Origin of the sequence: Limosilactobacillus agrestis (assembly GCF_014145585.1) — a bacterium.
Classification (GTDB): domain Bacteria; phylum Bacillota; class Bacilli; order Lactobacillales; family Lactobacillaceae; genus Limosilactobacillus; species Limosilactobacillus agrestis.
Genome location: NZ_JACIVF010000065.1, coordinates 1 through 26,494 on the forward strand (window position 1 = coordinate 1; position 26,494 = coordinate 26,494).

Annotated in this window: 29 protein-coding genes; 2 read left to right on the forward strand and 27 right to left on the reverse strand. The window is 38.6% G+C overall.

The features are described 5' to 3' along the window. The 25 genes from H5R88_RS07085 to H5R88_RS07205 all read right to left on the reverse strand — a co-directional run. Positions 1-878, reverse strand: an 878-nt coding sequence (locus H5R88_RS07085) for a GH25 family lysozyme (protein WP_182600615.1), incomplete at its 3' end; no start/stop codon positions are given. 1 nt (position 879) lies between these two features. Beyond that, positions 880-1,311 (reverse strand): phage holin, LLH family, encoded by a 432-nt coding sequence (locus H5R88_RS07090; protein WP_182600616.1) that lies wholly within the window; start codon positions 1,309-1,311, stop codon positions 880-882. A gap of 160 nt (positions 1,312-1,471) precedes the next feature. Beyond that, on the reverse strand, positions 1,472-1,852 hold the full coding sequence (locus tag H5R88_RS07095) for a hypothetical protein (protein WP_182600617.1): 381 nt from the start codon (positions 1,850-1,852) through the stop codon (positions 1,472-1,474). Between the two features lie 273 nt (positions 1,853-2,125). Further along, positions 2,126-2,608 carry a hypothetical protein gene (locus H5R88_RS07100; RefSeq protein ID WP_182600618.1) on the reverse strand — a complete coding sequence of 161 codons (483 nt, stop codon included), beginning with the start codon at positions 2,606-2,608 and terminating at the stop codon, positions 2,126-2,128. A gap of 13 nt (positions 2,609-2,621) precedes the next feature. Beyond that, positions 2,622-2,807 (reverse strand): hypothetical protein, encoded by a 186-nt coding sequence (locus tag H5R88_RS07105; protein ID WP_182600619.1) that lies wholly within the window; start codon positions 2,805-2,807, stop codon positions 2,622-2,624. An 11-nt stretch (positions 2,808-2,818) separates the two neighbouring features. Continuing rightward, positions 2,819-3,286 (reverse strand): alpha-amylase, encoded by a 468-nt coding sequence (locus H5R88_RS07110; protein ID WP_182600620.1) that lies wholly within the window; start codon positions 3,284-3,286, stop codon positions 2,819-2,821. A 12-nt stretch (positions 3,287-3,298) separates the two neighbouring features. After that, entirely contained in the window at positions 3,299-3,550 is a 252-nt protein-coding gene (locus tag H5R88_RS07115; RefSeq protein ID WP_182600621.1) for a hypothetical protein, read from the reverse strand. A gap of 12 nt (positions 3,551-3,562) precedes the next feature. Beyond that, positions 3,563-3,733, reverse strand: coding sequence for a hypothetical protein (locus H5R88_RS07120; RefSeq protein WP_182600622.1), 171 nt, complete (start codon positions 3,731-3,733; stop codon positions 3,563-3,565). A gap of 32 nt (positions 3,734-3,765) precedes the next feature. Beyond that, on the reverse strand, positions 3,766-7,176 hold the full coding sequence (locus H5R88_RS07125; RefSeq protein WP_182600623.1) for a hypothetical protein: 3,411 nt from the start codon (positions 7,174-7,176) through the stop codon (positions 3,766-3,768). 1 nt (position 7,177) lies between these two features. After that, entirely contained in the window at positions 7,178-9,841 is a 2,664-nt protein-coding gene (locus H5R88_RS07130) for a phage tail protein (RefSeq protein WP_182600624.1), read from the reverse strand. A 12-nt stretch (positions 9,842-9,853) separates the two neighbouring features. Next, positions 9,854-10,729, reverse strand: coding sequence for a phage tail domain-containing protein (locus tag H5R88_RS07135; RefSeq protein ID WP_231795292.1), 876 nt, complete (start codon positions 10,727-10,729; stop codon positions 9,854-9,856). Between the two features lie 9 nt (positions 10,730-10,738). Continuing rightward, positions 10,739-15,340: a phage tail tape measure protein gene (locus H5R88_RS07140; RefSeq protein WP_182600625.1), complete on the reverse strand. Its 4,602-nt coding sequence runs from the start codon at positions 15,338-15,340 to the stop codon at positions 10,739-10,741. Between the two features lie 515 nt (positions 15,341-15,855). Beyond that, positions 15,856-16,242, reverse strand: a complete 387-nt coding sequence (locus tag H5R88_RS07145; RefSeq protein ID WP_182600626.1) for a phage tail tube assembly chaperone — start codon at positions 16,240-16,242, stop codon at positions 15,856-15,858. A gap of 64 nt (positions 16,243-16,306) precedes the next feature. Next, a complete protein-coding gene (locus H5R88_RS07150; protein WP_182600627.1) occupies positions 16,307-17,032 on the reverse strand; it encodes a phage tail protein in 726 nt (241 codons plus the stop codon). Further along, positions 17,032-17,421 (reverse strand): DUF806 family protein, encoded by a 390-nt coding sequence (locus H5R88_RS07155; RefSeq protein WP_182600628.1) that lies wholly within the window; start codon positions 17,419-17,421, stop codon positions 17,032-17,034. The genes H5R88_RS07150 and H5R88_RS07155 overlap by 1 nt, the downstream gene beginning before the upstream one ends. After that, entirely contained in the window at positions 17,396-17,845 is a 450-nt protein-coding gene (locus H5R88_RS07160) for an HK97 gp10 family phage protein (RefSeq protein WP_231795294.1), read from the reverse strand. The genes H5R88_RS07155 and H5R88_RS07160 overlap by 26 nt, the downstream gene beginning before the upstream one ends. Further along, positions 17,845-18,204: a phage head closure protein gene (locus H5R88_RS07165; protein ID WP_182600629.1), complete on the reverse strand. Its 360-nt coding sequence runs from the start codon at positions 18,202-18,204 to the stop codon at positions 17,845-17,847. The genes H5R88_RS07160 and H5R88_RS07165 overlap by 1 nt, the downstream gene beginning before the upstream one ends. Continuing rightward, positions 18,167-18,511, reverse strand: a complete 345-nt coding sequence (locus tag H5R88_RS07170) for a head-tail connector protein (RefSeq protein WP_182600630.1) — start codon at positions 18,509-18,511, stop codon at positions 18,167-18,169. Before H5R88_RS07170 ends, H5R88_RS07165 begins: the two co-directional genes overlap by 38 nt. A gap of 17 nt (positions 18,512-18,528) precedes the next feature. After that, positions 18,529-19,701 (reverse strand): phage major capsid protein, encoded by a 1,173-nt coding sequence (locus H5R88_RS07175; protein ID WP_182600631.1) that lies wholly within the window; start codon positions 19,699-19,701, stop codon positions 18,529-18,531. Next, on the reverse strand, positions 19,691-20,422 hold the full coding sequence (locus tag H5R88_RS07180; protein ID WP_182600632.1) for a head maturation protease, ClpP-related: 732 nt from the start codon (positions 20,420-20,422) through the stop codon (positions 19,691-19,693). Before H5R88_RS07180 ends, H5R88_RS07175 begins: the two co-directional genes overlap by 11 nt. Next, positions 20,403-21,575 carry a phage portal protein gene (locus H5R88_RS07185; protein ID WP_182600633.1) on the reverse strand — a complete coding sequence of 391 codons (1,173 nt, stop codon included), beginning with the start codon at positions 21,573-21,575 and terminating at the stop codon, positions 20,403-20,405. Before H5R88_RS07185 ends, H5R88_RS07180 begins: the two co-directional genes overlap by 20 nt. A 17-nt stretch (positions 21,576-21,592) precedes the next feature. Further along, entirely contained in the window at positions 21,593-21,775 is a 183-nt protein-coding gene (locus H5R88_RS07190; protein WP_182600634.1) for a DUF1056 family protein, read from the reverse strand. Next, positions 21,765-23,663 carry a terminase large subunit gene (locus tag H5R88_RS07195; protein WP_182600635.1) on the reverse strand — a complete coding sequence of 633 codons (1,899 nt, stop codon included), beginning with the start codon at positions 23,661-23,663 and terminating at the stop codon, positions 21,765-21,767. The genes H5R88_RS07190 and H5R88_RS07195 overlap by 11 nt, the downstream gene beginning before the upstream one ends. Positions 23,664-23,674: 11 nt before the next feature. Beyond that, entirely contained in the window at positions 23,675-24,130 is a 456-nt protein-coding gene (locus H5R88_RS07200) for a phage terminase small subunit P27 family (protein ID WP_182600636.1), read from the reverse strand. 226 nt (positions 24,131-24,356) lie between these two features. Beyond that, positions 24,357-24,863, reverse strand: coding sequence for an HNH endonuclease (locus H5R88_RS07205; protein ID WP_182600637.1), 507 nt, complete (start codon positions 24,861-24,863; stop codon positions 24,357-24,359). 100 nt (positions 24,864-24,963) lie between these two features. Between H5R88_RS07205 and H5R88_RS07210 the strand changes: the two genes are divergently transcribed. Both H5R88_RS07210 and H5R88_RS07215 read left to right on the forward strand, forming a co-directional pair. Beyond that, positions 24,964-25,149, forward strand: a complete 186-nt coding sequence (locus tag H5R88_RS07210) for a type II toxin-antitoxin system HicA family toxin (RefSeq protein WP_231824826.1) — start codon at positions 24,964-24,966, stop codon at positions 25,147-25,149. Positions 25,150-25,209: 60 nt separating this feature from the next. Beyond that, a complete protein-coding gene (locus H5R88_RS07215; protein ID WP_182600638.1) occupies positions 25,210-25,596 on the forward strand; it encodes a type II toxin-antitoxin system HicB family antitoxin in 387 nt (128 codons plus the stop codon). 58 nt (positions 25,597-25,654) lie between these two features. Here the strand turns inward: H5R88_RS07215 and H5R88_RS09870 are convergent, their stop codons facing one another. Continuing rightward, entirely contained in the window at positions 25,655-25,756 is a 102-nt protein-coding gene (locus H5R88_RS09870; RefSeq protein WP_372457363.1) for a terminase small subunit, read from the reverse strand. 11 nt (positions 25,757-25,767) lie between these two features. Further along, the gene (locus H5R88_RS07225) at positions 25,768-26,421 is read right to left on the reverse strand and encodes a hypothetical protein (RefSeq protein ID WP_182600639.1); all 654 of its coding nucleotides are present in this window, start codon (positions 26,419-26,421) and stop codon (positions 25,768-25,770) included. Positions 26,422-26,494: the final 73 nt, after the last annotated feature.

Genomic DNA, 26,494 nt, shown 5'->3' on the forward strand with positions numbered 1-26,494 from the left:
GTGGTGCCAAATTTAATGGCAATCCCGCTTAGTGTATCACCTGCTTGGACGAAGTAAGTATTTTCGCTTGTTGGTTGACCAGTAACTTTAAGCACCTGACCAACGTTAATGTGGTTAGGATCACCAATGCTATTAATTGCTGCTAAGTTCTGGCAAGTGGTCCCATACTTTTCAGCAATTCCACTCAATGTATCGCCTGGCTGAACAATATAGGTTCCAGTAGCTGGGTGGCCAACATGTTGAACTGGCTGTGGCGCTGAAACGTTAATTTGAGGTACTGTACCAGCAGTTGCACCAGTGGTAAAGGCACCATCAAAGTCAAGGCTTGTATCAATACCCATAATACCATGATCGGTTGTTTGCCAAGCATTTGCGTTGTCAATACCTAATGAGGTTACACCATAACCAGCAACCCAAATCTTACGTGAACCAAAGCCGTGCGAATTAAGAATGCCACCGGTAAAGAAGGACTTCATGGAGTAAATTCCAGTGTTCTTATAGCCAAGAGCTTCTACTTCTTGGAGGAAGGCTAATGATGCTGATTGATAATCTGTGGCCGAATGAACTTCCGCATCATCAATCATCAAAGTATCGTCATACATACCAAATTGCTTAGCGATCTTAACGAAGAATCGAGCTTCATTTTGTGCATCAGTAATTGAAGTATACCGAGCAAAGTGGTAACAGGATACACGCAAGCCAACTGCTAAGGCATTGCGAATTTGAGCAGCTGCACGTGGGTTAACATAAGCTGAACCATCTTCCGACCCTTCCGTTAATTTAACAACAACCCCTAATGCGCCTTGAGCTTTAGCGGCTTGAAAAAAGGCAACAGTATCTGGTTGGTAACTTGAAACATCGATAAATTGATTACGCATATTATTTTTCCCCTTTCATCAGATCAATTGCTGGTGCTTGTCCGGCTGGAATGGTAGCGGGTTTAGTTGATTGTGCTTTTTGTAATGTCGGATCAACGGTTGGCGTCAATGTAGACTTTTCATAAGCGGATTGAACTGCTGATTGAACTTGCTTCATATCCACATTAAGACCCTTGCTTTCAAGATAAGTTTGTACTTGGGTAACAGCTTCAGCAAACTTAGCTTGACCAGTCATATCTTTACCAACGAGCGAATTAACTACTGTCATTGATACTTGTTGAAGTAACGTCCACAATTCCTTTTGTTGAGCTGTTTTAGCATGTTTAATCTTGCTTTCAATGAATGGCTTTCCTACTGTGAAGCCAAAATAAAAGAGCCACACAAGTAGCCCCGATTGAATGATCCAATTTACAATATCATTTAGTGTTTTCATGACGTTTTCTCTCCTTTATTTCCTCTTTTAATTTTCTGTTCTGCTCCCTTAACCTGTCATTTTCTGTGGGTTGACTACGTTGGTGGGCAGTTATCCAAGCAACGATAATCGAGCCAATAGTCGTGATTAAGGTTGCTAGTACTTGATCGCTCACCTCACCTCACCCTTTCAGAATTACCGTTAAAACAATACGAAATAATACAAAGAACGAATACATACTAGGGATACTTAGCAGAACCCCTTTCATTTGATCGTGAATTACAAATCCACATAAAAATAACAGCCACACAAAAGTAAGTGAAGCTGTCATGATTGTTTTATAGTGAAAATGCTGAATGCTCCATACTGAATAGACTAGCGCAATTGTACCAACCACACCCAACAGAAAGATGAAAGGCGGATCGTCTAGCATATCCAACACGCTATTTGGTGGTGGAGTAAAGTTGCCTGTACTATGAGTTTTAATAAAATAAGCTGCTAGTCCATACGTTTCTAACGCTGATATGAGCCACAAGTAATTGTGGCGTAAATTGTTAATCATTCATACAATACCTCCTTATAAAGCCGCCCCGCTCGTTTGAGTTAGGCTTATTTATGTATTGTTTATTTCTAAGGCGACAATGTTGTAACAATTATTTAGGCACCGTAATCCACGCCTGTGATTTCCTTAAACTGGTTTTTAGTAATTGAATCAAAAATTACATATTGCTTGTAATAAGCTAAATCATGATTACCCCAGTCATTCCAATTAAGGCTTAAAAACGAGTGAATTGTTCCAATTTGCTATTAGTAATTTATCCACTACTAATCACCCCTAAATAGTCGTGAAGTAAACCGTATGATATGTTAATAGCCCATCGTGGGTATACTTGTCACCATCACTAAACTTCTGACAATAAACATGAACATTCCCATCAGGCGTAGTATGGATGAAAATACCACGCGTACCGGTTGCGCTCCATAACTCTTCATTCCCATCCGGGCGAATAGTAGCAGGCAAATCAATAACCTCTATATCATCAGTGATATCACGATTTACACCAAAGGCTAACCGTAATTCCACAATCTTAAAACCGCCAAGATCTGCAATTCTATAAGCACAGTTATAGCCATTGTTTACATGATCCCAATCATATGCTCCGTTTTTATAAATAATTCCATCACGTTGCCATGCCCCCAGCATAGGCAATTGATTAGTAGTTGCTAAGTTACTTGGCTTGTTTTGAATAATTGACCAATCAGTGGCCACTAGTAAATCATTGCCATCTTTATCTTTAATATATACTTTACTTGCCATTAAACTTTACCTCCTAACGATCAACTTTTCGCTGTAATTCCCGGATCTGTTTTTGCAAATCATCTACAATATCTGCCACTTGACCACGATAATCATTAAAACCAACAATCGAATTTAGATCAGTTTCGGGGAATACTTGATGTTTTCGTTTCTTTTCATCTTTTTGGAAGAGTTTTACTCTCGTTGGTAAGAACCCCATCCTATCGCCTCCTAAGCTGTTTGTGTTTGTAAATCATCAATGAAACATTCAGCATATCCTAGCTGCGGAAGTATAGCATTGACAGTACCAACAGAACGGTAAGACAAGCCGACGCTAGCTGATGACAAATCAAGAACTTTTAAGTTGGCCCATGAAGTTGTTCGATCTCCATAGCGTTGGGTATCGACTTCTGCTCCAACCGAATTAACTTCAATTGCATCCAAGTGCTGTTTTAACGTTGGGTACGCATGCCCTAAAATATCTATCCGTGCGTCAATAACCTCGCTAGGCTGAGAGGTCTTATTAATTTGCGCTGCCCAACGAACATCCCAAGCATCAGTAATTCCTTTTAAGTATGAACTAACATAATTACCGTAGTTTCGGAGCACAGCCCAGTTATGATTCTTCTGCTCGTAAGCTTGTGAGTTTTGGAAAGGACTCGGTTCGTCCCATATATCTATTCGTGGAAAGTCATCCATAGACTATCCCTCCTATTGCTGTGTTGAAGTCGATTTTGGTTGGATATACTCCATCCACTTCTGCTTAGCTAATTCCGTGATTTGCTTATTTGAAAAATCGTCAAAAGTCTTACCGTCGCCAAGCATATCTTTAGTGACTTTGATGGTAGCCATTGCTGTTTCACCCTGGTCATTCAGCCCGTTAAAGCCAACCATTGCATCGATAGTGTTACCTTGTGAGTCAAAGTCATAACTAAGACGATTACGATAAATATTCATTGACATAATAATCTCCTCCTATTTATTTGCTTTCTTAACATCATTCTTATTAGACGCAGTCAGTTCACTAATCTTGCTTTGCAACTTCTTAACTTGCAGACGTAAAACAGTATTATCAAATTCTAATTGACTGTTCTTCGCACGGTATTCTGTAATAACATCACTTGCTTCAACTTGTAAGTTTTCCATTATAAAGTTTCTCCTAAAATAAAAAGCCACGATTAACTCGTAGCTTCCATATGATTTAATTTTTCATCAACATTTTGTAAACGGGTATGCTCATAGCCCTTACGTTTGGCTTTGATTTCCCAAGCAAACTTAACATCAGGACGATCAGACTTAACAACAAAGCGATCAGGATTACGTTGATCGACCCAAATATTACCTGAGCCGTAAGCCGTAATAAATACTTGATAAGGAATAGTAGTATTGACCGTCTCGCCAAATAATTCTTCAATGCCGACAAAGGCAACACCATCGGAGTCAGTCTGTCCTTCACCAATATCACCAAAGTAGTATTCTGCTGTTTCATACGCATTAATGGTGACAGGACCTTGACTAGTCTTAACGATGGCGTTCTTGCTTTGATCAACCCCTAGCCACTTACGGACGTGAAGGTTATCTACTTGAAGGTTCCCCAGAGTATGAGTCATGCCGTCATTAAAGCCATCGTCAATATATCTTCCTTGAAGTTTGATTGGACCTGCTCCAGCAATTCTAATTTCGTTACCATCATCACCACCTCCGACATAGACACCGACCTTATTATCTTTTTGGATGGCAAAAGTTGATTTATTGTTGCCATCATTAAGGTGGACAGTAAAGCCTTGATTACGGGTAAGGACTGTATATTCTTTGTTGCCAACCCATTGAACTATTTCGCTGTCTCCAGGTCCACCACCGAAGGCTGATCCATAGGCGTCATCAGGATTATACTTTCCTTTTAGATCAATAATAATCTTAGGATGTCCACTGTTACCTGAAAGATTTGTAATAGAGCCATCCTTATTAACTGTTGCTCCACCCCAGGTCGTTAATTGAATATTATTCTCATCAGCAATATTTAGACCATTAGCAGAATTTAGGTAGGTGTCATTTCCAACAAGAGACATACTACCCTTACGCACCCAATAAATATTGTCTTTTGAGGTTTGAAAATAGCGATCATTAGCACCTGTTTTAACAACCACTCCGCTTAAAGTACCACCGATAATATTATCAGCGCTAAAATTCCTTACATTGAATTTAGCTGCATCTAAAGTTCCAGTCGTAATTTTATCTGCATTAATATTAGTGATATAAGCACTAGGAATAAAGGCTTTTGAATTTGGGCTCATAACAAAGGAATCAGCATCAAAGTAGATCTTGTTAGATTGAATTAAAGTATGACCGGCTGCGATATTAATTTGACTAAGGAGATCACCACTTTTAACTCTCAAATTAATATCACTGCGTAATTGTGTAATCTCAGACTCTTCTGCACCGGTGGACCATCCCGTCCAATACGAACCAAACCAGCGACGAAATGCATGTTTTGTGCCACTATCCTGGTAAACATCTTGACGAATTCTGTCGTTAGCATTACCAGTCACATCTACATAAACCCAACCACCAATTGGATTGCCGGTTAGATTACGTACAAAGTAATGACCTGTTGTTTTCATGTTATCAATATTTGCACTATCTAAAGTTTGCACATTAACTTGATTATTCAAACGGTTGAAGTCACTTTGGCTGACTTTTGTCTGAACTACTCCTGCAAGCTGGGTATATTGAGATTGATCAACTTTATTTTTAACTGCTGACTGTAAGCCGTCGATTGAAGCTGTAACAGATTGAAGTTGGGTAACTGTGGCATTGTCACTCGGTGCAGGTGTCCATGGCGTAGCAACCGTGCCCCGTTCAATTTTGAGGTGGCTAACTTTTGCACTGGTACAGTTAATCTGTATGTAAGCATTGCCTTCACCTAGTGATTTGACGTGTTGATCTTTGATTTTATAGGTGGCAGTTACTCTTTGTTTACCATTAGTAGTAGTAGGGGTGAGCCAGCAACCATCATACTCTGTTGAGCCATCATCATAATTGATTTGTAATTCATAGCCTACTCGATTTTGATTTCCACTCTTCCAACCACTCCACTCAACATCAACTGAAACAGTCATATACTTGCCACATAAATCATTTATTACGTCTAAGCTTATATAGCCAATGTTTTTATTTGAATTATAACCTCCCGACAAGCTAACGTTACCGGTTTTAGTAGCAAGGTTTACCCCATCCTTAGCCTTGTACTTAGCGTCCAGATTAGTGATACTTTCATTAATTGTTCCTGCTTTTTGATTAATCAGCGACTGTACAGTGTTTTGCGTAGCGAAACCTTTCCCGTTAATAATGTCATTAACTTTAGATTCGGTAACCATACTCTTTAACTGGTCACTAAAGAGATTAATTGAAGCAGAATGAGAATTGACAGTGCCTTTTAGGTTATTTACCTCCGTTGCATCTGCCTTTAATTTGATCGCTTTGCTATTCTCATCAATGGCAGTTGTGTTCTTTTTAATTGAAGTTAGAGCATTATCAAGTTCAGTTGAGCTAGCTTTTTGCTCAATTTGCCCAGCCATTATCTTCTGTTCAGATGACAGTTGACTAATTAAATTATTAGCTTGGTCAACGACTGACTTATCAGCCTTTTGAAGTAACTGGTCTTTCGTTTGCTGCAAAATAGTTTCAGTAGACGTAACTCGGCCACTAAGTTTTTTGGTATCTCCTTCGATGCCATCAACTCTAGTAGTTAAGCCATTAACAGATAATTCTGCTTTTGATGCAGTGCTAATTGCATTTGTTGCCTCAATTGTTGCACTGGAAGCAGTCTGTTTAGCAACCACTGCATTACTTTTTGCATCCTGTGCCACAATAGTAGCGGCATCAGCTGTTTGCTTAGCAATTGTAGCGTTATTCTTAGCATCCTTAGCAATTGATTCAACTTGACCATTAGCAATCTTCAACTCATTGATTGTATCTGATGAATTCTTAGATTGGATTTTAACAGCGTCATTAGTCTTAATAATCGCAGCACTATTAGCTTGAACATCAGCTTTAAGATTAGCAACGTCACTAGTGGCACTCGCAACATCTGCCTTCACAGAGGAAACATTGTTAGCAACATTAACAACTTGATTTCTAATAGCTGCCGTCTCACTTGCTGCATTTTCTTTTACAGCTTGAGCTTTACTTGCTGCATCATCAGCCGCCGCTTTTGCTTCACTAATCGCTGAGCTTTGAGCTACTATTGCGTCACTATTAACCTTAGAAGCACTAACAGCCGAATCAGCATATTTAACCGCTGAATCGGCTGTATTTTTTGCTTCAACAATTCCCTTTTGTGCTTCAACAACTTTCCTATTAACTTTATGCATATCCTCCTTCATATTAGCTTGATCATTAGTATCGTTAACGTTAATCCATTCGCCGTCAACCATAACCATGGTTTGAACCAATTTGTCATGATTACTAATTTTATGAGGGACAAAAGCATTTTCATGATTACCAATCACTACTGAGGAAGCATCAGTTGATGAAGTGTCCGTTGAATTACTATTCGTTTTGTCTGAGAGCTGATTATTTTCTGCCATTTTATGTCTCACCTCCAATCGTTAAATCTTTATCAGAATTATTTGAAGAAGTAGTTTGATCAACAATTGGTTTAATCCATATAGCACCATTTCGTACTTTTTGGTTAGCCGATGGATCTTGATTACTATAAAAGACTTGTGGCATTCGATCTAACGCAGCATTTGCTAACTGTTCAACACGTCTTAAATTCGCATCAAGCGTACCAGCGTGTAGAATTGAGGCTTGCAAATTATCATAAGTAATATCCGTACCTTGTGTCGGATCAAATGGATACCAAGTAAACCCAACAGCAGTAACAGTTGTATTATAAGAAGCCTGTGTAGTTGTGGCAGAATTCGAAACTAACGTGCCTTTTTCAGGGATTGTCAGATAAGCTTCCTCTCCTGGAATAGGAATTGTATTAGTATCATAAGTCACCTCTACACTTATTACTGGGTCAGACACTAACTGTTTCTGTACATAAGTTTTCATTGCATCTGGGTCTTTAAATCGCTCATCTTGAACATCAGCTCCTGGATGCAATCCCCATCGCTCAATAGATAAATCATCTTGAACAATAAAAGGTTGAAAATAATACTGTTCCGATGTTTGCGTATTAGCTGTTGAAGATGAATAGTCGTCATGAAAACTAATAGTAGCAACCGGTACTTGTTCCTCTTTTTTCGTGTTGATTTTAGCTTGCATACTATCATTCCTTGCAAACCAAGATGGACTGTATGAACTCACCGGTGCGGTTTTACACGATTCACCGGGTTGCGGTTCATAGATCATTGTATTGTGATCCAGCATTAAACAAATGTGATGTGTTCCACCATGTGGACCATAAAAGCCAACGTCTCCAGCTTTGACCTCACTGTATGGAATTTCATAAAAACTAGATTCCATTGCGACTGTTTGTGCTGGGATAGAAATGCCAAAATCTTTATAAACCTGTGATACATATGATGAACAATCCATTCCACTAAAAGGATTCCCACCACGAGCACCTCCAGCACCTCCCCACACATAAGGAACACCTAGATATTTCTTAGCATCCTCCTGGAATGAACTTGTATCATCTTGACCACTAATAATAGTAGTCGTTGATTCAGAAATATTTTCAGAAGCACCACCGATTGTTCCATCCGTACTATTTCCATCAGTAGAAATAGTAGCTCCGACAGCTCGTACTTGATTGACAATATTTGTTGAATCTTCAATCAATTTCATGTCTGACGAATTATATTTATATACCAGTCTTCGCCCATAATTCCTACGAAAGGCATCTGGTGCGTAGATATTCAGAATTTTATTTTGCGGATAAACAATAGTTCCAGGCCAAGTACCAATGATCTTTTGGATCATATCCTTTCCAGAAGAACCTCCTAAGTTCTCTATTTGTTGCTTATCAAAGTCACCGAATACACGATATCCAAAGCCAAATGGATTAGCTACTTGATCATTCAAGAAGAAGTCCAGAACATCTTTAATCGTATAAGTTAGAACACCGCTACGAATATTCCGCTGCATTACCCGCCCTATTTCACTGTTTACATACTGGATTGCTGTTACTGTGTACAATTCTGAACCAGTATCATCCTCTTCCACACTCTTAATTATGAAGAGATCATTATTGAAAGTAATGGTTGATTCATTAGCAATACAAGAAAATGATGGCGATCCGTCATCATAGGCAACAAATTGAAGCTGATTGGTTTGATTGTCTTCGTATTGATACTGAAAAGAATTACTAAGATAACACGTTAATGGAACTGGTTTAGTTGTATGCAATGCCTGAATTGTCATTTTGGGATCGAATCTTGGCGTTGAATCAACTTTACCATCCACTGCAGCTGATACTTTTTCATTAACTAAAATAGACCCGTGCCGCATTTTAAATGTCGCATGGGTCTTTTCTGCCCTGGACCAATCGAACATATCACCTAATACAGCAGAACGAAAAACCAGCCCATTACCATCCGTTTGATCAGCAAATAGCCGAACACTGTCACCGTCGATAAACATGTTTGGCCCTTCTAACCATCCCGCAATACCGCTAGAATGATTACTATACTTCTGAGGAGTTGGAGCAAAATTAACCGGGAACTTCTGATAAGGTCCTAAGTAATTATTAGAACTAAATACATAATTTCCCCCAATAGTCAAAAAATAAACTCCATCAATCAAGCAAATATCAGGATCAATCCGGTAACTATTATCAATTGCTCCATCAATAAACGAAATGACTTGTCTCTCATTTGTAATCTTATTAGTTTGCGGATCAAAGTCAGCAATATAATCATTTAAGATCCCAGCTTCTGCATCCCCTGCACAATAAACAATGTGATACTTCCCAACTAAATCCTTAAATATTTCAGGGGCCCACAAATTTTTATAAGAAGGATCACCTTTTAGGTAGTCAAGTTTTTCAAAATTATAAAAATCTGTTGTCACATAAAAGGCACCAGTCCCGATAATGTAATATCGATCTTCTATCTTAATTAGGAATCCGTCGCGTAGGCCTTCTAATTGTTTTAAACGCGTTATGACTTCCCAACTGACTAGATTATCCGAATAAGCCATAATTGGCGTTGCCTGCCAGGGATCCTTTTTTGTAGGGTGTGATTCAAAACCAAAGTACACATAACGATGTTGTTCTAATGCTTCTAAAACAGATATTGTCATCTAATACACCCCCTAATTAAGATAGACAAAGCGAAAATGGAAACGAACGTCAACTTTATCATAACCATATATTTTGAAGTGATTCCATCCACGCTTTAAGCGAATCCAAGCAAGATTAGTATTTTCATTTACTACATGACCGTTCTTATATGCTGATAGACTATCCCACATTAATATATCTGATGGATCAAGAGCTTCGGTATACACTATCTCGTCACCAGTTGTTTGATTAACCATATCAAATTTACCGTTAAATCCAGTTACGATAATTTGTAAAGGATATTTCTGGCGTGGGTCAATATCAATGTCACTAGCATTATAAATATCGAATTCATGAGTATTCACAAAATGATATCTTAAATTAACCCCATTAGGTAAATTCATTCCGTATTGCCATAAATTCTGGTCATAATTCATTAACTGGTCACTATATGCAAACGACCACTTTACTCCTGATGGATTCTCGAACGGAATTGTAAATTGTTGATTGTTTCTGCCCTGGGGAGTTTCAATTGTAAAACTACCAGCACGAACAAACTTAACAATTCCTGGCTCGGCATCTGTACGAATTCGGTACAATCCTTTTTGCATAAAGAAACGTGCTAGTTCATGCTTCTTCAATTTGTAATCATACCAGTCGGTAAAATACAACCAAAAACGGGCATTAATGGTATTGTTTGTTATTTGTGAATACGAATAAGCTTGGCCATCAGTACCAGCATCTTGGGTATAGGTATTCGTTAATACTGGGTCTGAATCATCTCCAAGAAAATCTAATCCATTAACTATCTCTCGAGCATCTATTTCGTCCCCATCTGGAGGTTTGATAAATAAAGTTGGGTATAAAATATTCATCTTATCAATATCTAGGTCTTTACCAGCCAACATTTTTCCCTCCTAATTTGTTAAAGATTGTGCTCGCGCCATATTAATATCGCGTTGCGTTCGACGATAGCGAGCAGTTGGATTATTAGCCGCATCTGTAACGCCAATTAATTTGTCGATCAAATTGATCATCTGTTGATTTTGGGCTAACAAAGAATCGAATTTTCTTTCTAGACTTTGAACATACTGATTTGACTTAACGTCAGAATCCTCAGCAATGCCCTCTTCTCCTTTGAAACGCGCTAGTACTTGGGTAAGTAATTGATACGCACGACCACGTTTATTTGGATCAAGCGGAACAATCATTTCTGGATCATTGTTTTCGGCAACTTCATATAAGCCATGTTGGGTTACCATTCCACCGTAAGCCCAACCATGGCCCATACCAACGTTACCCCAGCCACCTTCTCCACCATGTTCAAGAACATTAATGGCAGCAAGGATTTGATTATAACCATTTCGCCAATCGGTGTGTCCAGGTAAGGCATCAGCAGCCCAAGTTGAGCCAGCAAATTGAAGCAACCCACGGGCTTCATTACCACCCGTGTTGGCATCTACATATCCATGTTGGAAAGCATGAGGATCGCCACCAGATTCTGTCTGAATTTGCTTCAATAATTTATTAACCTTCCACTCAGCAGGTGCAACATGCAAAGCGTCAAAAGCCCGCAAGATAACAGGACGCCAGCGTTCGACACCGGTACCAGCAGGATTATCGGTATTTAATTTATCCAATTGCTTCTTCAACCAATCTTTCAACCGTGTAGCAAAAAATCCTGGCAAGCTAATTTTTAAGCCACCGTTAAGGCTATCAGTAGGCTTAGGAGTAACTGACTTGATAAAATGATTAAACAGTGATTTCCCAAAACCAACAACATTCTTGAGCGCTTTTTCAACCCAATCAGTTGCGTCTTCTAAAGCATCTTTGGATTTATCAAATATTCCACTAAAGAAATCACCAATTGCCCCATCGGCGTGATGAACCGGCGTTCCCATCAGTTTCATCATTTGTGCCGCTTTTTTACCATCAAGGACTTCGTCTCCAGGTTCAAGTGGCATCATGATGTTCCGCTTAGCTGGTAAGAGGAAGGTTTCGCCAGTCTTATGCTTATGGACCATTTCTCGATAATTTTCATCAGGCGCATCATTTAAGACAGCAACCTGATGACGGTCAATAGGCCCATTAGAACCATTAGCAAAATGCTTTAAGTTAACGTGCTGGAGATTACCATCACCACCTACGTGTTTTAAAATCCAATTGATACCATCAACAATACCGTTAACTAAATTCCCAAATACATCAATTAATCCATTCATCAGGTTATCAAAAGCTTGGTGTATATGCCCTCCAATATTGACCGTGGCATCATGGATAGCATTCAAGTGGTTATCCCATGATTTTTTCATAGTATCCAGTCCACCATGTGTGAGATTATTCAACTTATCATACATGGTGGAGAAAAGATCATGCTGAACGCTGTGCATATCTTTAGTTAAATTCTGGGTATCTGAACCAAGCCGACTCCAATGGCCTGTCACTAAATCACGCCAAGTTTGAGAACTATCTTCAATACCTTTATACATATCATTGAAAAGCTTAGGATGCTGTTGACGAATATTTTGAACTATTCGACCAGTATTCTTGCTCATATCATCATACCAATGGCTTACTTTGCTAGAACCATCTTGCGCAGCATGTTCAACATTATGCCACCCATCAGAAGCACCCTTTGACATGCTTTTCCATAGACTTGAAGCAGTGTTGCCAATCGTACGACTCATTTTATTCCAAGTTTGTTCAGCGTTGCGTCTTCCGTTATTACTATCTTTTTGAAGTTGCTTCCACATATTATTTGATTTACGAGCAACATCTTTATTGAAGTTAGCAACAGCACGAGCACGACGTTGTTGACTGACTCGAGCCTGGCGTTCTTCCTCTTTTTGATGTTGTTGAGCAGCTTTTCTGTGTTGCTTCAAATAATTATTCCAAGCTCGTTGGTTTTGTTGGTTGGCTTTTTGTTGGGATTTATTCGCTTTCTGTTGGTCAGAAATAACCTTTTTGAAAGTTGAACTAAACCAATTGCCAATTTTTTTACCTGCTGATTTAGCTGAACTAGTCAGCCCATTTACGAACTTACGGAATGTTTTACTATGCGCATATAAAAGCTTAAAAGCTGAAATAGCTATCTGAATGCCTGTAATAAGCATACCAAGAGGATTAGCACGAAAGGCCATTGAAATAGTCGTTCCAGCTGATTTGGCAGCCGTACCGATTGACGCAAAACTAATTTTTGAAATAGTTGCACTTGTCTTAGAAGCCGTACCTACAGCTTTGATATTCTTAACTGCACTACGGCTATTTACAGTTACAGTGCTCTGTTTACTCTTAGGTACACGTGCCATTTCTTGATTAACATTGGTAATGTTGCGCTGAGCCTGTTTAGTCTCAGTATTAATTTTAGTATTTTTACTTTTTGGGACACGCTCGATATTTTGTTTGACGTTTTTTACATTACGATTAGCACTACTAGTATCTGCAGTAATAGTAGTCTTCTTTTTTCTAGGAATCTTACCAATAACGGCTCGAAAGTCGTTGATCCGACGGCGAGTTTTACCGATAGCATCTAACAGTTTAGCAGCACCAAATGCAGCTATTAGTGCTCCTCCAAAAACTTTTACAGTTGTTGTATGTTTGCTAAGTAATTTCATGAAACTTACAGTTGCGTTTGCTACAGTTCCAATGACATTAGCAAGCATCTTCAAATCTCGTTGACCGTCTTTAGAATTAAAAGCCTTTGCCATTTCAACAGAAGCATCTCTCAATGAAGGTAATAAAGCTCGTCCAATGGTAACTTGTACTGCATCAGTTGCCTCCTTAAACTGGTTCATTGACATTTTAGCTGAACCCATATTTTTGTTAGCTAACTGTTGTACGTACCCTTGGCCCTTATATGATTCTTCAACCTGCTTATTAAGTTTACCGAGTTCTTTGGAGTTATTCGCCAATATAATACCGGCAGATTCACCAGTCGAACCAAATAACGCTTTGAATATAGCTCCTTTTTCCTGCTTGCTTAAATTTGCAGTATGGTCATTTAATTCTTTAAATATATCATCTATCGACTTCATCTTACCTGACTTGTCGGTGAAATCTTTAGTAGATAATCCTATCTTTTTCAAAGCTTCATTGGCACCTTGTGTTGGTTTAATCAAACTATTCATCACTTGGCGAAGACCTGTACCAGCTTTATCGGCTTCTAAACCATTATTCGACAAAATCCCAATTGCCGATGCAGTTTCACCAACCGTATACCCCAACGTTTTAGCTTGTGGACCAGCATATTCCATCGCAACACTCATTGATTTAAAATCAGTTGCCGTCATATCAGCGGCATAGGCCATCTCATTAACGGCCATTTTAGTATTTTTAAGCATCTTAGCAGTGCCATCAGCCCTTAAACCAAATGCTTCCATGGCTGCTGTTGAGCTTGTCACAACATCGTTTAAGTCATCACCTGATGCAACTGAAGCTTGAAGCATCGTCTTCATTGCACCAAGAGATTGGCTAGACGAATAACCCCGCTTCGTTAATTCTTGGTAAGCATCTGCTATTTTTTGCTGACTAACACCATACTGAACTGATTCTTTTTGAGCCTCAGACTGCATTTTGTTAACATTTTTTGTCACCTCTGCAACCTTTTCACCACCAGTCACTAAAAGGTTTTGTGTTTTAGTATAGGTGTCTTGAAGACTAGAAGCTTTCTGTGCAGATGAAACCATTCCAGCTCCTACCGCCCCTAATGTAGTTGCAAATCCAACAGCGTGAGCTTTCATGGAATCAAAGGCTGCTACCATGCGCGAACGCATACTTGCAGTGTGATCATGAATCTTCAACACAGCAGAATCAACCCGTTTGAGTCCTGTTGGTTGTAGCTTTGCATTTTCAGTAGCTAATCCCTTCATTTCAGTGCGAGTCTTAGCAAAGGCGGTAGCTGTTTTATCTAATTGTTCACGTTGCTTAATATAAGCTTCAGAATCTTTTCCACTTTCGTTAGCAACTTGCCGTAGCAAGAATTCCTGTTTCCTATATTGAGCTTCAAGATTCGTCAAGCTAGACCGTAATTGACGATACTTTTCAACAGTAGCACTCGCAGTCTTGCCTTCAGCATTTAGTCGATTGACATAAGCCAAAGATGCTGATTGCGATTGACGATAAGCCTGTTGCAAAGTAGCTAATCCTGAAACTTGGTATCGTGCCGCATTTTTAGCACGTTCCGCTTGGCTTTCATAACTAGCTAATTGCCTATTAACTTGTTGGATTTGTTTTTCAAGTTTCAAAAATTGATTAGCTTGTTTTTTATTTGAAGTATCTAAACCATCTTGGCGCTGACGCAGCTCTTCAATTTTTGCCTTTTGCAGATCAATAACTTGATTTAATCCTGATAGTCTTTGCTTAGCGGCTTCAGCATAATTGCCCGAATTACGCAATGCTATTTCCTGAGCACGCCAAGCATCACTAGCTCCTTTAATTGCATTTCTAAACGCAGACATACTCCCAATTGCACTAACAGCATCAACCGAAATTCGAGTAGACATTTCATTTTGTACTTTCAAATTAGGCACCTCCTTCCTTAAAAACGGTACAAAAAAGCCGATCCCTAAGATCGACTACAATTATTTTGGATTAATTAATATTCACAACAGCCTAAACAACGCTTTTATCAAAAGTGTGATAGCCTTAATAACCACATAAAAAGCAACCGCAAACGCTAGAAGAAGCCATAAATGGAAATGTTCCATAAAAAAGTAGACGGATACAAACAAAACTAGCCAAAGACCAATGAGTACAGCAAATCCGAAACGATCACTGTTATAAAACTTATTCCAAGCCGATTTCATTTTCTGCATCCCCCTTTCATTCAATATTATAACTTAATTTCCAAGTAAATGAGCCATCTTTGCGTGAGCATCTTCGGCGTTAAGTGGTCGGTCTTCACGTGCGCGAGCTTTCATTACCCTCAGAACTTCTAAATAATTTTCTTTATTAATTTCTGATGGAGTAACTCCTTCAAATAATAGTCTCTGTTTGAGATAATTGCGATCTTCAATTTCCTGTTTATAGGATTCTATTATTCGTTTACTTTCTCCAATTCTCCTTTTGGGTCAGTTTCATTCTCACCTTTAAGACTTTCTTTGAATTTAGCAAAGGATTGTTCTGAGGCACCCTTTATTAAACCACATACATAAGTAATATAGAGATTCATTACTTGACTATCAACTTTATTGTAAATTTGATCTGTTTGCTTCTTATCCAGATGGAAAATATTTCTAAAGAATTCCATTGCTTGTTTCATAAGCATACGTTCCGCCTTTAGACCGGCAACAATATTATCACCAGCTGCATCAATAGAATAAAGAGAAATCATCAATTCGTCGGCTTGGTCAATCTCGCCCCATGATCCATTAACTTCAATCGACTGTTTACCAATTCCTAATGGTGTAGTATCAATTTTCATAAGTTTAATTCCTCCTAATAGCCGCCCCGTAGTATTGTGTATTTCTCTGGCGACTCAATTATATTTATTTTCCTGTTGGCGTGGCCGATTTATTAACAGCTGATTGATTAGTATTTTCAAATGAGCTAGTTCCACTAGCCTGAACGTAGCTGGCCATTGGGTTTTCTCCAGAATAGCCACCGAACACTTCTTTCAGCATTGTTTCATAAGAAGACCAAGCACTATCGCCAGTGTTATATGCTTTATAAGCCTGTTGTGACCCATCATTATTCACAAAAACATTATTCGGAATAGGCGCCATACTTTGATAAGTAAATGTTGCATTACTATCAGTTTCGTTCTTGTTACTAGTTCCATGATTACGTGTAGGAAGAATTACTTCCCCATTAGCAAAGGCATCAAAGAACCAGTTGCCATCAAAGTCATGGGAGGCAATTAGCAAGGCTACATGTGGCTTTGCATTACTAAGAACTCGCCCACCATTAATATTTTCATAGCCTACCATCTTACTAGCGTCTTCATACGGAATATCTAACATCGTTAAAGCAACTTGAGGAGTTGGAACCCCGTGATTAATTCGTTTAACTTTGTTATTAGCATATTGTTGTTGTCCAGCTTCTTCTAATCCAGTGATGTTAGCAGTTGTAGCACCATCACCATCTCCATCCCAAAGGGCAATTCCTTTAGAACCTAATCCACCCTTATCTGGATCACTAATAAGTACACCTTTGTCATCAGTAATCCCGGCCATAACAAAGTCAATACCTTTAAATGACATACCTGCTGCCATTAGTTTTCACTCTCCTTTATAATTAAATCTTTTGAAAAATAAAAGACCTTGATCACTTGTCTTGTGTCAGGGTCTTGAATATGATCTTCTGAATTTTCAATAGTCCAATTATTTTTCACAAATTCTCGCGCTAAATCAATTTCGTTATTCAATGCTCTAATACCTGAATTAAGTTTGTAGAATATCTGAACCTCAACGCCAATCGTCCAACCTTTGAAAGTGGCATTAGCATAGTACGTTGGTTCATTGAGATATTCACTAATTCGACAAATTGTCTTATTTGGCGTATCAGCCAATTCACGCGGAATCTGCCCCACTACAATTTTATCAATCCAAGGTAATTTCATTGATTCAATTACCCATTTAGCTTGGGTGGTGGGTAGTTCCATGACTGCCACCTCCAGTTCCATTATAAACAGCTTGTTGTGCTGCAAAGATAGCGGACACGCTTACTCGACGAGTACGATCAACAAAGCTATCGCCTGTGATGTATTTAGTACCATCGTTTAAAAAACGTGCAATCCGAGCATGATTAATACCACTCTCATCTTTACCAGTGAAGCCTACTACGGAATTACCATTATCCACACCATCAACGTCTTTCTCTTCGTAAGTAATTGAATCGGCTAAGTGCTTAACCTTACCAATCTTTCGACCAGCTTGATAGTGTTTTCCTCTGGTTTCTTTTTGCAATGCTTCACTCAGTACCTTTGCACCGGCTGCAGTCATTTTTTGCTTAGTAGTTTTATCCGGAATAATCATTCTTTCAGTATTCCGGCCAAATTCTTCCAACGAATTACTAAAATCTGCCACTAGTCAGAACCCACCTTTCGCACATCTTGAAGCGTAACCAAGTCAAATTTTCGCTGATATGGTGTAGACGTATCATCACGTGAAATGGTGATAATTCGATATAGATTAGGGTCACCCACAATTTTTGCGTTCAATTGGTCAGCAATATGAGCACTACTGCGAACAGCAACCACAAAAGTATCTTGAAATTTAGTCCCCAGTAACTGGACTTGTTGAGTTTGCGTCCGTTGGTAATAAGCAAAATGGACTTTTACCTTAGAAACCCATTTTTCTTCTGAACCTTCCAGTGTATCAGTTGGTACCGTTTCAACAGTGCCAAACTCAATCAGATGGTTTAATCGAGGTATCGATATTCTCATTAGCACTGTCCCCCTCGTAAGTTTCGTACACTCCACGCAATTGACCAATAATACTGTTAACAGTGGCATTATTAGTAAATAGCTGCGTGTCTGTCAATGCTAATCGGTACTGATAGTAAGTAGCCGCTAATGACTGTACGGCCATATCATAGAGTGGCTGTACAGTCTTATCTTCGAAAAATTTGTCACTTCCACCAACAGCATTTTTTACAAATTGCTCAGCAACTGTGATGTAGTTTTTAATTAGACTATCATCTTCATCCCCATCTAAATATAGGGCCTGTTTTATCTGATCGACAATAACCAATCAGCTCACCTGCTTTCTTAAGCGGTTGCTCCAGAAGTTTCAGGAGTAGTAGCAGCTTGGTTAGCAATCGTCTTAAATGAACCTGCTGCCCAAGCCCCATCATCAATTACTTGAACGTCGAATCGGTCAATTACCCGCACCTTAGTCAAGTCTTGTTCAAATGCTCCACCACCAACGTTAGTAGAAAGTAATGACATATGTTCTCGGTCAAAGAGGGTAATTCCTTGCTTAAGGTCCCCAAAGTAAATTGGGTGAGCGCCATTAATGTCTGGTAACCACTTATCAGCAACTACCGTAATGATCTTACCGTCAAGGCGGTAAACATCCGGTTGAGTTACATCACGTTGAAGCATGTAACGGCCTTGAGCATCCTTAACCTTTGAAAGAACATTGTAACCAGATTGGTTAGTAACAAAGCTTGAGGATGTCATAATTGCGGGGTCCAAAGTGTTATTTTCTAAATCCTTAATGTCATCGAACTTAGCAATAGTTGGCTTCTTAGCTGGTTTACCCATTGCATCAATAATCTTAAGGTTACGAGTAACAGCAACTTTCTTGGCTACCCAACGAGATAACCAAGCCATGATGTTTTCAACAGTATCCTTCAAAAGTGAGTTAGTTACCGTTTGAATACCAGCATAACGATGAATAGCATACTTGATAAGAGTCAATTCTGGATCATCCATATCAGCAATCTTACCGGATTCATCGTCAAGATCAGCCATTGGAGTAATGTCAGAAATCTTTTCGTATGTCCGTGAGCCGGAAGTAGTAGAAACTGATTCCACATTAACTAAGTTTTGCAAAGTAGCAAATTGACGAATCAATTCGTTAATTGTGTATTGAACATCATCAGGAATAGTTAAACCACCGTTACCAGTTCCAGTCTTGCCTGAGGTAACCATATCCTTAAATTCACGAACGAACTTATCCTTGATATTCTTTTCATCCTTATCCAAGGGTTTTACGTCCTTTTTGTCCATCTTTTGGACTTCTAACGCCCGTGCTTCATCAAGTTGATTCTTAATGGCATCACGTTGCGCAACTAAATTATCTCGTTTTGCCTTCATTTCCTTAAATTCATCAGCATTAAAACTGTCATCTAATACAGCAGCGTTTAATTTAGCGTCTAAATCGGAAACTTCTTGTCCTTTTGCAACCCAGGCATCATTTAACTTATTAATTTCCATTATTTTCATCATCCTTTCCAAATAAAATAGCCAATTTCTGGTCTTTTAGACTAGGAACCGACTCTTTGTTATCTTGATGAAATGTTTCCATTTCATCATCCGGCTTAGCTTGACGAGCCTTAGCCATCAAATTCTTAATTTTATTTACTGCTTGCTTATTAAGTAGAGGTTTAGAGGTGGCATTCATTACCTGTTCACTGCTACCAGTTAAAATTGCATCAGCAAACCCTTTATCAACAGCATCTTGAGCTGTCATCCAAGTCTCATCGGCCATCATTTTAAGGATTTCATCTCGGTTCAGCCCTGTTTTAGCTTCATAAGCATTAACAATGGACTGATCGGTTGAGTTCATCATCTTAGAATCGTGTTCCAAGTCATCAGAGTTCCCCATCGTAACCGTCCATGCTTTATGAATCATCATTTGTGCAGTTGGAGACATATTAATCACATCCCCTGCCATTGAAATGACACTTGCAGCACTGGCGGCTAATCCTTGAATATTAACTGTAACTTTTCCAGGATAGTTTTTAATCATCGTATAGATTTCGCTGGCAGCAAATACATCACCACCGCCCGATGCGACATCTAACTCAATCTCTCCGGTTGAATCACTTAAAATGGTTTCAACCTTTTTTGGTGAAACCGCATCATAACCAAGCCAATCATATACAGTCGCAGTATCGTTATCTACAATTTCTCCTTTAATTGGAATCTTCGTCATCGTCTTCACCCCCTCTCATAGAGCCTTTAGAATCAATCTCTACCGCCTGCTCTCTTTCTGGCAAATTATTCGGCAAGTAACCTTTTTGCTGTAACAGCCAAGTAGCTTGATTTGCGCCTAACGTCCCATTCTTTTGTAATTGAGAAATATTTTTAATGTAATTGTCTCCAGTGGGGTCAACTACTGAATGCAAGTCCATTTCGATATTACCTGCTAATTTATCACTTAATTCGCCAACGATCGCATTAGCAAACCGTGATAGTGACTGAAGGTAGTTAGAATTCATCATATCAATAGATGATTGCTGGTCACCTTGACCGTTAATCACACTGTCGCTTACTCCATAAACCTTAGCGATTTGAGCGCCAGTCCAGCTTGCCTGGTTAAGTAATTGAGCAACATTTCCTTGGATTTCCAATGGTGTGTACTTTTCCAAATCATCTAGGACAATTGGCCCGTTATCGGAGTCATTCATTTGTCGCATAAACTCTTTTGAACGTTTAGCCTTCATTTTGGCATTCAGCAAACCGCTCTTAGTAATAGAAAGAATCCCAGGAGCCATAATTGAACGGGCTAACGCAGATAAAGTTAAACGATTAGAACTATCCCGAATAGCCAATTCATCGGCTAATGAGGCTAACGGACTAATTCCAGTCTTACCACCATTAGTCGAAAGCAATCTAATATGGATAATATTACTTTGCGGAATAGCTTGGACGTAACCAATGTTTGGCTCATCAAAAGTTACGTTATAAATCAAGCCTGATCCATCTTCCAGTAGAAATGGCGTTACTTGCGATGGTCGTAAATATTCCCACTGATTATCGACACCATTAGCATTTCGCCAACGATAAGCAAATGCTTCTCCACCAAGCAATAATTGAGCATACATTGACTGCCAAAAGGCATGAGAATTTGAAGTCAACGTTGGGTGATTTAAGATACCTTGCGTTCGTGACGATTCAGCAATCAATTGCGCATTAGCTAAATCCCCAGACAGTTGATAGATCAATGAATAAATATCGGAATTTTTAAGAGCTGCCCTAGCATTAACGTATTTTGAAGAGTCTTGTGAGTTAAGAAAGTTCATAATATCTTCCTCACTATTAATTGCTAGGCCAGGGCTTGTCTTTGGCATTTTAAATATTGGCAATTAGTTCACCTCCTTTCCTAGTTGGATTGAGATGAATAATATTCCGTAGCCAATCCAATCAAAATCAACGAAATTCCAATGCTAAAGATTCCCAACGTCTTTCCAATTAAAAAACAGCCCCAGATAATAAATGCAAGAGCTGCTAGGTAACAAACCAGGTCAATAATCTTCCACATTGCAGACAGAAATTTAATAATCATCTTCCTCACCACTTCCAAGCAATCCAGATTCCTCGCTTTCAAACCATTCTTTAACCTTTTCTTCGGTCATTAACTCAACTTGTTTGCTCTTATCGTTAGCAATACCAAAGTCTTCAAAGTGATACATAGCCTGATAGAACGCATCAATAATGGCATCAACTACATCAATCTTTAGGGTTGCTTTTGCCTTATCTACTTGAATACCAATCTTATCTTCAATAATTTCAGCGTTAAGCAATGCCTTTTCCATGATTTTGTCATCGTCACGAGTGATAGTAGATTCAATCAGCCCTTTTTGCAGGAACTTAGTTGGATCCTTTAATTCGCTGGTTCGTTGACGGATTGTTTGAAGAGGCCACTCGGTATTATTCTCCATTTGTAGAATTGCAGTAGTAGCACCCCAAGCATCATAACCAAAGAACATCACATTTAGATCATTGCTATATACATAATTTAATATCCAGCTATAAACTTGGTCCTCATTAATTAGTCCTTGCGGATGTGACGTAATCGTACAATATCCTTTCTTGGCTAATTCTCGATATTCAATACCGTCCTGCTTTTCCTTTGCCTGGATTGAACCAGCTTTTTCAAATGGGATAAAACTATGCTGCTTGATATGCCACCTAGGATTACCATTCTCATCTTCATACGGGAAGACAAAGGCAATCGCTGTATTATCACTAAACATTGAGTAGTCAAAGCCAATATATACAGGACGACCGTAGATGTTATCAAATTTCTTCTTGGCACGCTCAATATCTGCTAATTTGAGGTAACTATTAGTAGCTTCTTGCAACCAGAGATTAAGATTCTTATTCTGAAAGTCGTCAATTGTTCCGGCCAACATATCTGAATCGCGTTTATCACGCAAGCCTTCTAAAAGTACTTCACGCTGTTCTTTTAGGTACAGTAATGGGTTAGACTTAGCCCACGTCTCTTCCTTAAAGGTCTCATCTAAACTATCTTGTGCCCAGATTAACCCTAAGGTACGGTCTGCGTCCCGGCTAAAATCCTGTTCCATCGCCTGCTGAATCATTTTCTGCTCATCATGAAACGGAACAGAGGGATCGGGGTAGGAGGTAGAAATCTCAATATATTGATGATTTGGCACCTTAACTTGTCCAGAAACAATCTTCTTTGTTCCTTCGCGGCTAGAAATATTACCAATTTCATCAAATACAGCCGTTGTGAAGTGGTATGAATCGTACTTTCCAGCATTAAATGACAATGGACGCAAATTGTTGTTAAACTTGCGCATCGTAATTCCTGAATGGTCATGGATAACTAATCCGTCTTCTTTTGCCAGCTCAGCAAATACCGGTTGCTCTTTAACAATTTTGCGAATCATATCAGCAATGTATCCATACAGTTTACCAGTTTGATCGTAATTTTCCGCTGTAACCAAGAAGTCTTGATTAGACAGCCCCATTGACTCAATTAAAAAGGAATAGGTCATATAGATTGCCATTAAATAGGTTTTACCTTGACCACGAGCCACCGATAGGACAACACGAGTAAATCTCTTCTTATTAAGGTCATCCCTCCAACCAAAGAGCATACCAAAAATGAACTTTTGCCAGTCCATTAGTTTAGTCGGTTCTCCCGTGTCGACGTTAGGGGCGATAGAAGCAAACTTCAAAATTCGATTAACTTCATCAATATCATAATGATAAGAGAAATCATTATTTTCTGACCTCTGTAGGTCTCGCAAATGGCGAAAGGCAGCAAGCTTGATTAAATAGCCCGTCACTATCTTTTCATCGAGCACATCAAAGGCATACTGAGTAGCTTGGTCGGTGTATTTATGACGAATTAAATTAAAATTGCATCCATGATATGCACCTAATACATCGTGGGTCTGAGTTAAATCAATCTTTTGCGTCATTTACTTGTCTCCTATATAAAACCAGTTTCCTTTAACTGTTCAATTGTTGACTTCTTTTCTTTATGGCTAGCAATTTGCATTAATTCTTGTCGGCTTTTCGGTGATAAGCCGAGTTGAATGCCAATTGAATTAAGTTGATTAATTGCATCTTTCATTGTTGCTACCGCCGGGTTCTTCCTAAAGCCCACAAAGTCCTTACCGACAATGGCACCAGTTGAATCCTGTAATGAGTGAAATATCTTCACTTGAATCCCGTTTTCATTAATATCTTGATATGCATTGCGATAGATTTCATAGTTAGCACAATACTGTTCAACCAGTCCAACATCAATTCGCTGAACCCGTTCGGTACTTTCTAAAAAGGGCACGATTTTACGCCAACACGAGCTAGCCAGAGTGCCCAAATAATGCGGTGGTTTGGGCGGCAAATGCCCGTTATTCTGCTGATAATAGACCTTTTTTACCACACCTTGAGCCTCCTTTCGTTCCTTTTAGCCCCCCTGGGGTAAATTTTTGAAAATTAACGCTTGCGTGCAAGAAGATTGAAATGTGTGCGCTCTTTTTCAGTTCGCTTAGGGGGGCGGGGTAAAAAATAATCCCCGTTCCGATATAATACATTTACTTGTTAAAACGCTTCTTGGAGCATCTGAGAGCATTTTAGAGCTACTGCATTTTTCTTAGCACAGACACCATCTAGTTTACTTCTGTCCGCATTAATCTACTAATTATTTCTATATCATGTAATTCACTGGCTTGCTTTCGTTGATTGCCAACGCCAGTGCCGTACCAACGATGCTCCCAATTAGTCTTGAGTCGGTGACACCTTCGACAAATCACAGCAAGGTTATCAACATTGTCTTTAAGGGATGTATCGTACTCAATCGGTACAATATGATCGACAGTATTACTGTTAGGATGACCACAGTACTGGCACATGTAATGGTCGCGGTCCAGTACCTCTCGTCGTAACGATTGCCATTGTTTAGTACGATAGAACTCATACTGGTCTGACTTATCCTTATCTCTATATCGTTTAACAGTATTGTACTTATGTTGATAGTTCTTACTATGGGACCTTGCCCATCGTTGTCTGTTAGCTAAGTACTCTGCTTCATGTTCAAAGTGCTTAGAGCAATAATGATTAGGAAACCGAACCATTGCATGGCAGTTAGGTTGTCTACATCGTCTGTATCTTGGCATATCACCACACCACCTTTCTAAAAAATACGTGCTAAATATGTATAGTTATATTGAAATACGTATTAAATACGTGTATTATTATAATAAGTGTTGAAGGGAAGTGAATCATTTGGTACAACGTCGCAAGGTTGAAAAGAAATTCAAAGATAATGGTTGGTACTTCGTTAGACACGGTGGCAATCATGATATCTGGTCAAATGGCAAGATCAAAACTCAACTACCACGTCACCCAAAGTTTAGCGATAAGCTCTACAACGCTTTGATAAGAAAATTCAACCTCAAGTAACAAAAGTAAGGCTCCTGATCGAGCCTAGCTTTTGTGTACCAAATTTAAGGAGGAACATTTATGGACGAAATCAAAGTATTTCCAATCATCATTACTAAAAGCGAAGATAATACTGATTACCCTTACTTTGTTGAAATTCCTGACATTGACGGAATGACTGAAGGTAAGTCAATTGCAGATGCAATGGAAATGGCAAAAGACTACATCGGTACTTATTCCCTTGAAGATAAGTTACCTGAATCAAATACCAAATTACCTCAAGCTAAAGATGGTGAAACCGTTACTCTTGTTACCATTAACGTTTCAGAATACAAGCGCAAGCATGATAACAAAGTAATTAAGAAGACTATCACCATTCCTAATTACTTAAATGAATTAGGTAAAGAAAATGGTATTAACTTTAGCGAAGTAATGACGACTGCGCTAAAAGAAAAACTTAGTGTTTAATATTTTTGTGTACTTTAAAAGCCGGCAAGCGTTGACCTGTCGGCTTTTTATTTGCTAATCATTTCCTAGTGTGTTCAGCCTGAGTAGCATTACCCGAAATAATGTACTCATCGACAAACCGTTGTTGCTTCTGTGTTAATTTTTGAGTAATACTACTCACCTCGCTTAATATTATTGTCTATGTTTATCTAAATATCTTCTAACTAATTTTTTTAGTTTTTTAATATTTATTCTTAGTTCTTCCGCATATTCGTTAACTGTCTCAGTCCCATCCTCGGTTTTATTTTGAATATCCCTATCGCTATTCTCTATGTTTCCACTACCAATATTCTTAAACAAATAACTTATATCATTGCCGTTACTATCAGTTATCGTACTTGTTACTTTATCGTTTTTATTAAACTGTCTTGGAACAACATGCTTATCTTTAAAGAATTCAGTCTCTTTGATAATAGCTTCAATATAATTACCAATATATGATCTTTCGGGAAGAAGAGTATTAGTAATTATTTTTTCTTTTGCAATATCAAAATATGGGTACTTTCTATCATCCCTTGGTTCAAAAATATTTTCTAACTTACTTCCAACTCCCTCTATAGTTGAGAGTCCTTCAAACCCTTTCTTTGGTTTACCATCAAAATATCCATATATTGCTTCGACAAAATCACCTAAATTCTCATTTATTCGATTAGCATCTTCAGAAGTTAGGTTTCTTTTTAATAACTTATTTCTTATGGATTTATACATTGAAATTAACACTCCTGAACCAAATAAAAAAGACAATAACGATACATCGGGCTTAAATTTATTTATTAGTTTATTCATATAATAGCCACCTCAATTAAACATAATACAAAAGCCTAGCCACAATAGCTAGACTTCTTTTTTTAGGAGATTA

Bases quoted from the DNA above. Each gene is read 5' to 3' on its own strand.
- H5R88_RS07090 (WP_182600616.1), bottom strand. From the start codon at position 1,311: ATGAAAACACTAAATGATATTGTAAATTGGATCATTCAATCGGGGCTA.
- H5R88_RS07095 (WP_182600617.1), bottom strand. From the start codon at position 1,852: ATGATTAACAATTTACGCCACAATTACTTGTGGCTCATATCAGCGTTA.
- H5R88_RS07100 (WP_182600618.1), bottom strand. From the start codon at position 2,608: ATGGCAAGTAAAGTATATATTAAAGATAAAGATGGCAATGATTTACTA.
- H5R88_RS07105 (WP_182600619.1), bottom strand. From the start codon at position 2,807: ATGGGGTTCTTACCAACGAGAGTAAAACTCTTCCAAAAAGATGAAAAG.
- H5R88_RS07110 (WP_182600620.1), bottom strand. From the start codon at position 3,286: ATGGATGACTTTCCACGAATAGATATATGGGACGAACCGAGTCCTTTC.
- H5R88_RS07115 (WP_182600621.1), bottom strand. From the start codon at position 3,550: ATGTCAATGAATATTTATCGTAATCGTCTTAGTTATGACTTTGACTCA.
- H5R88_RS07120 (WP_182600622.1), bottom strand. From the start codon at position 3,733: ATGGAAAACTTACAAGTTGAAGCAAGTGATGTTATTACAGAATACCGT.
- H5R88_RS07125 (WP_182600623.1), bottom strand. From the start codon at position 7,176: ATGGCAGAAAATAATCAGCTCTCAGACAAAACGAATAGTAATTCAACG.
- H5R88_RS07130 (WP_182600624.1), bottom strand. From the start codon at position 9,841: ATGACAATATCTGTTTTAGAAGCATTAGAACAACATCGTTATGTGTAC.
- H5R88_RS07135 (WP_231795292.1), bottom strand. From the start codon at position 10,729: ATGTTGGCTGGTAAAGACCTAGATATTGATAAGATGAATATTTTATAC.
- H5R88_RS07145 (WP_182600626.1), bottom strand. From the start codon at position 16,242: ATGAAAATTGATACTACACCATTAGGAATTGGTAAACAGTCGATTGAA.
- H5R88_RS07150 (WP_182600627.1), bottom strand. From the start codon at position 17,032: ATGGCAGCAGGTATGTCATTTAAAGGTATTGACTTTGTTATGGCCGGG.
- H5R88_RS07155 (WP_182600628.1), bottom strand. From the start codon at position 17,421: ATGGAACTACCCACCACCCAAGCTAAATGGGTAATTGAATCAATGAAA.
- H5R88_RS07165 (WP_182600629.1), bottom strand. From the start codon at position 18,204: ATGAGAATATCGATACCTCGATTAAACCATCTGATTGAGTTTGGCACT.
- H5R88_RS07175 (WP_182600631.1), bottom strand. From the start codon at position 19,701: ATGGAAATTAATAAGTTAAATGATGCCTGGGTTGCAAAAGGACAAGAA.
- H5R88_RS07180 (WP_182600632.1), bottom strand. From the start codon at position 20,422: ATGACGAAGATTCCAATTAAAGGAGAAATTGTAGATAACGATACTGCG.
- H5R88_RS07190 (WP_182600634.1), bottom strand. From the start codon at position 21,775: ATGATTATTAAATTTCTGTCTGCAATGTGGAAGATTATTGACCTGGTT.
- H5R88_RS07195 (WP_182600635.1), bottom strand. From the start codon at position 23,663: ATGACGCAAAAGATTGATTTAACTCAGACCCACGATGTATTAGGTGCA.
- H5R88_RS07205 (WP_182600637.1), bottom strand. From the start codon at position 24,863: ATGCCAAGATACAGACGATGTAGACAACCTAACTGCCATGCAATGGTT.
- H5R88_RS07215 (WP_182600638.1), top strand. From the start codon at position 25,210: ATGGACGAAATCAAAGTATTTCCAATCATCATTACTAAAAGCGAAGAT.
- H5R88_RS07225 (WP_182600639.1), bottom strand. From the start codon at position 26,421: ATGAATAAACTAATAAATAAATTTAAGCCCGATGTATCGTTATTGTCT.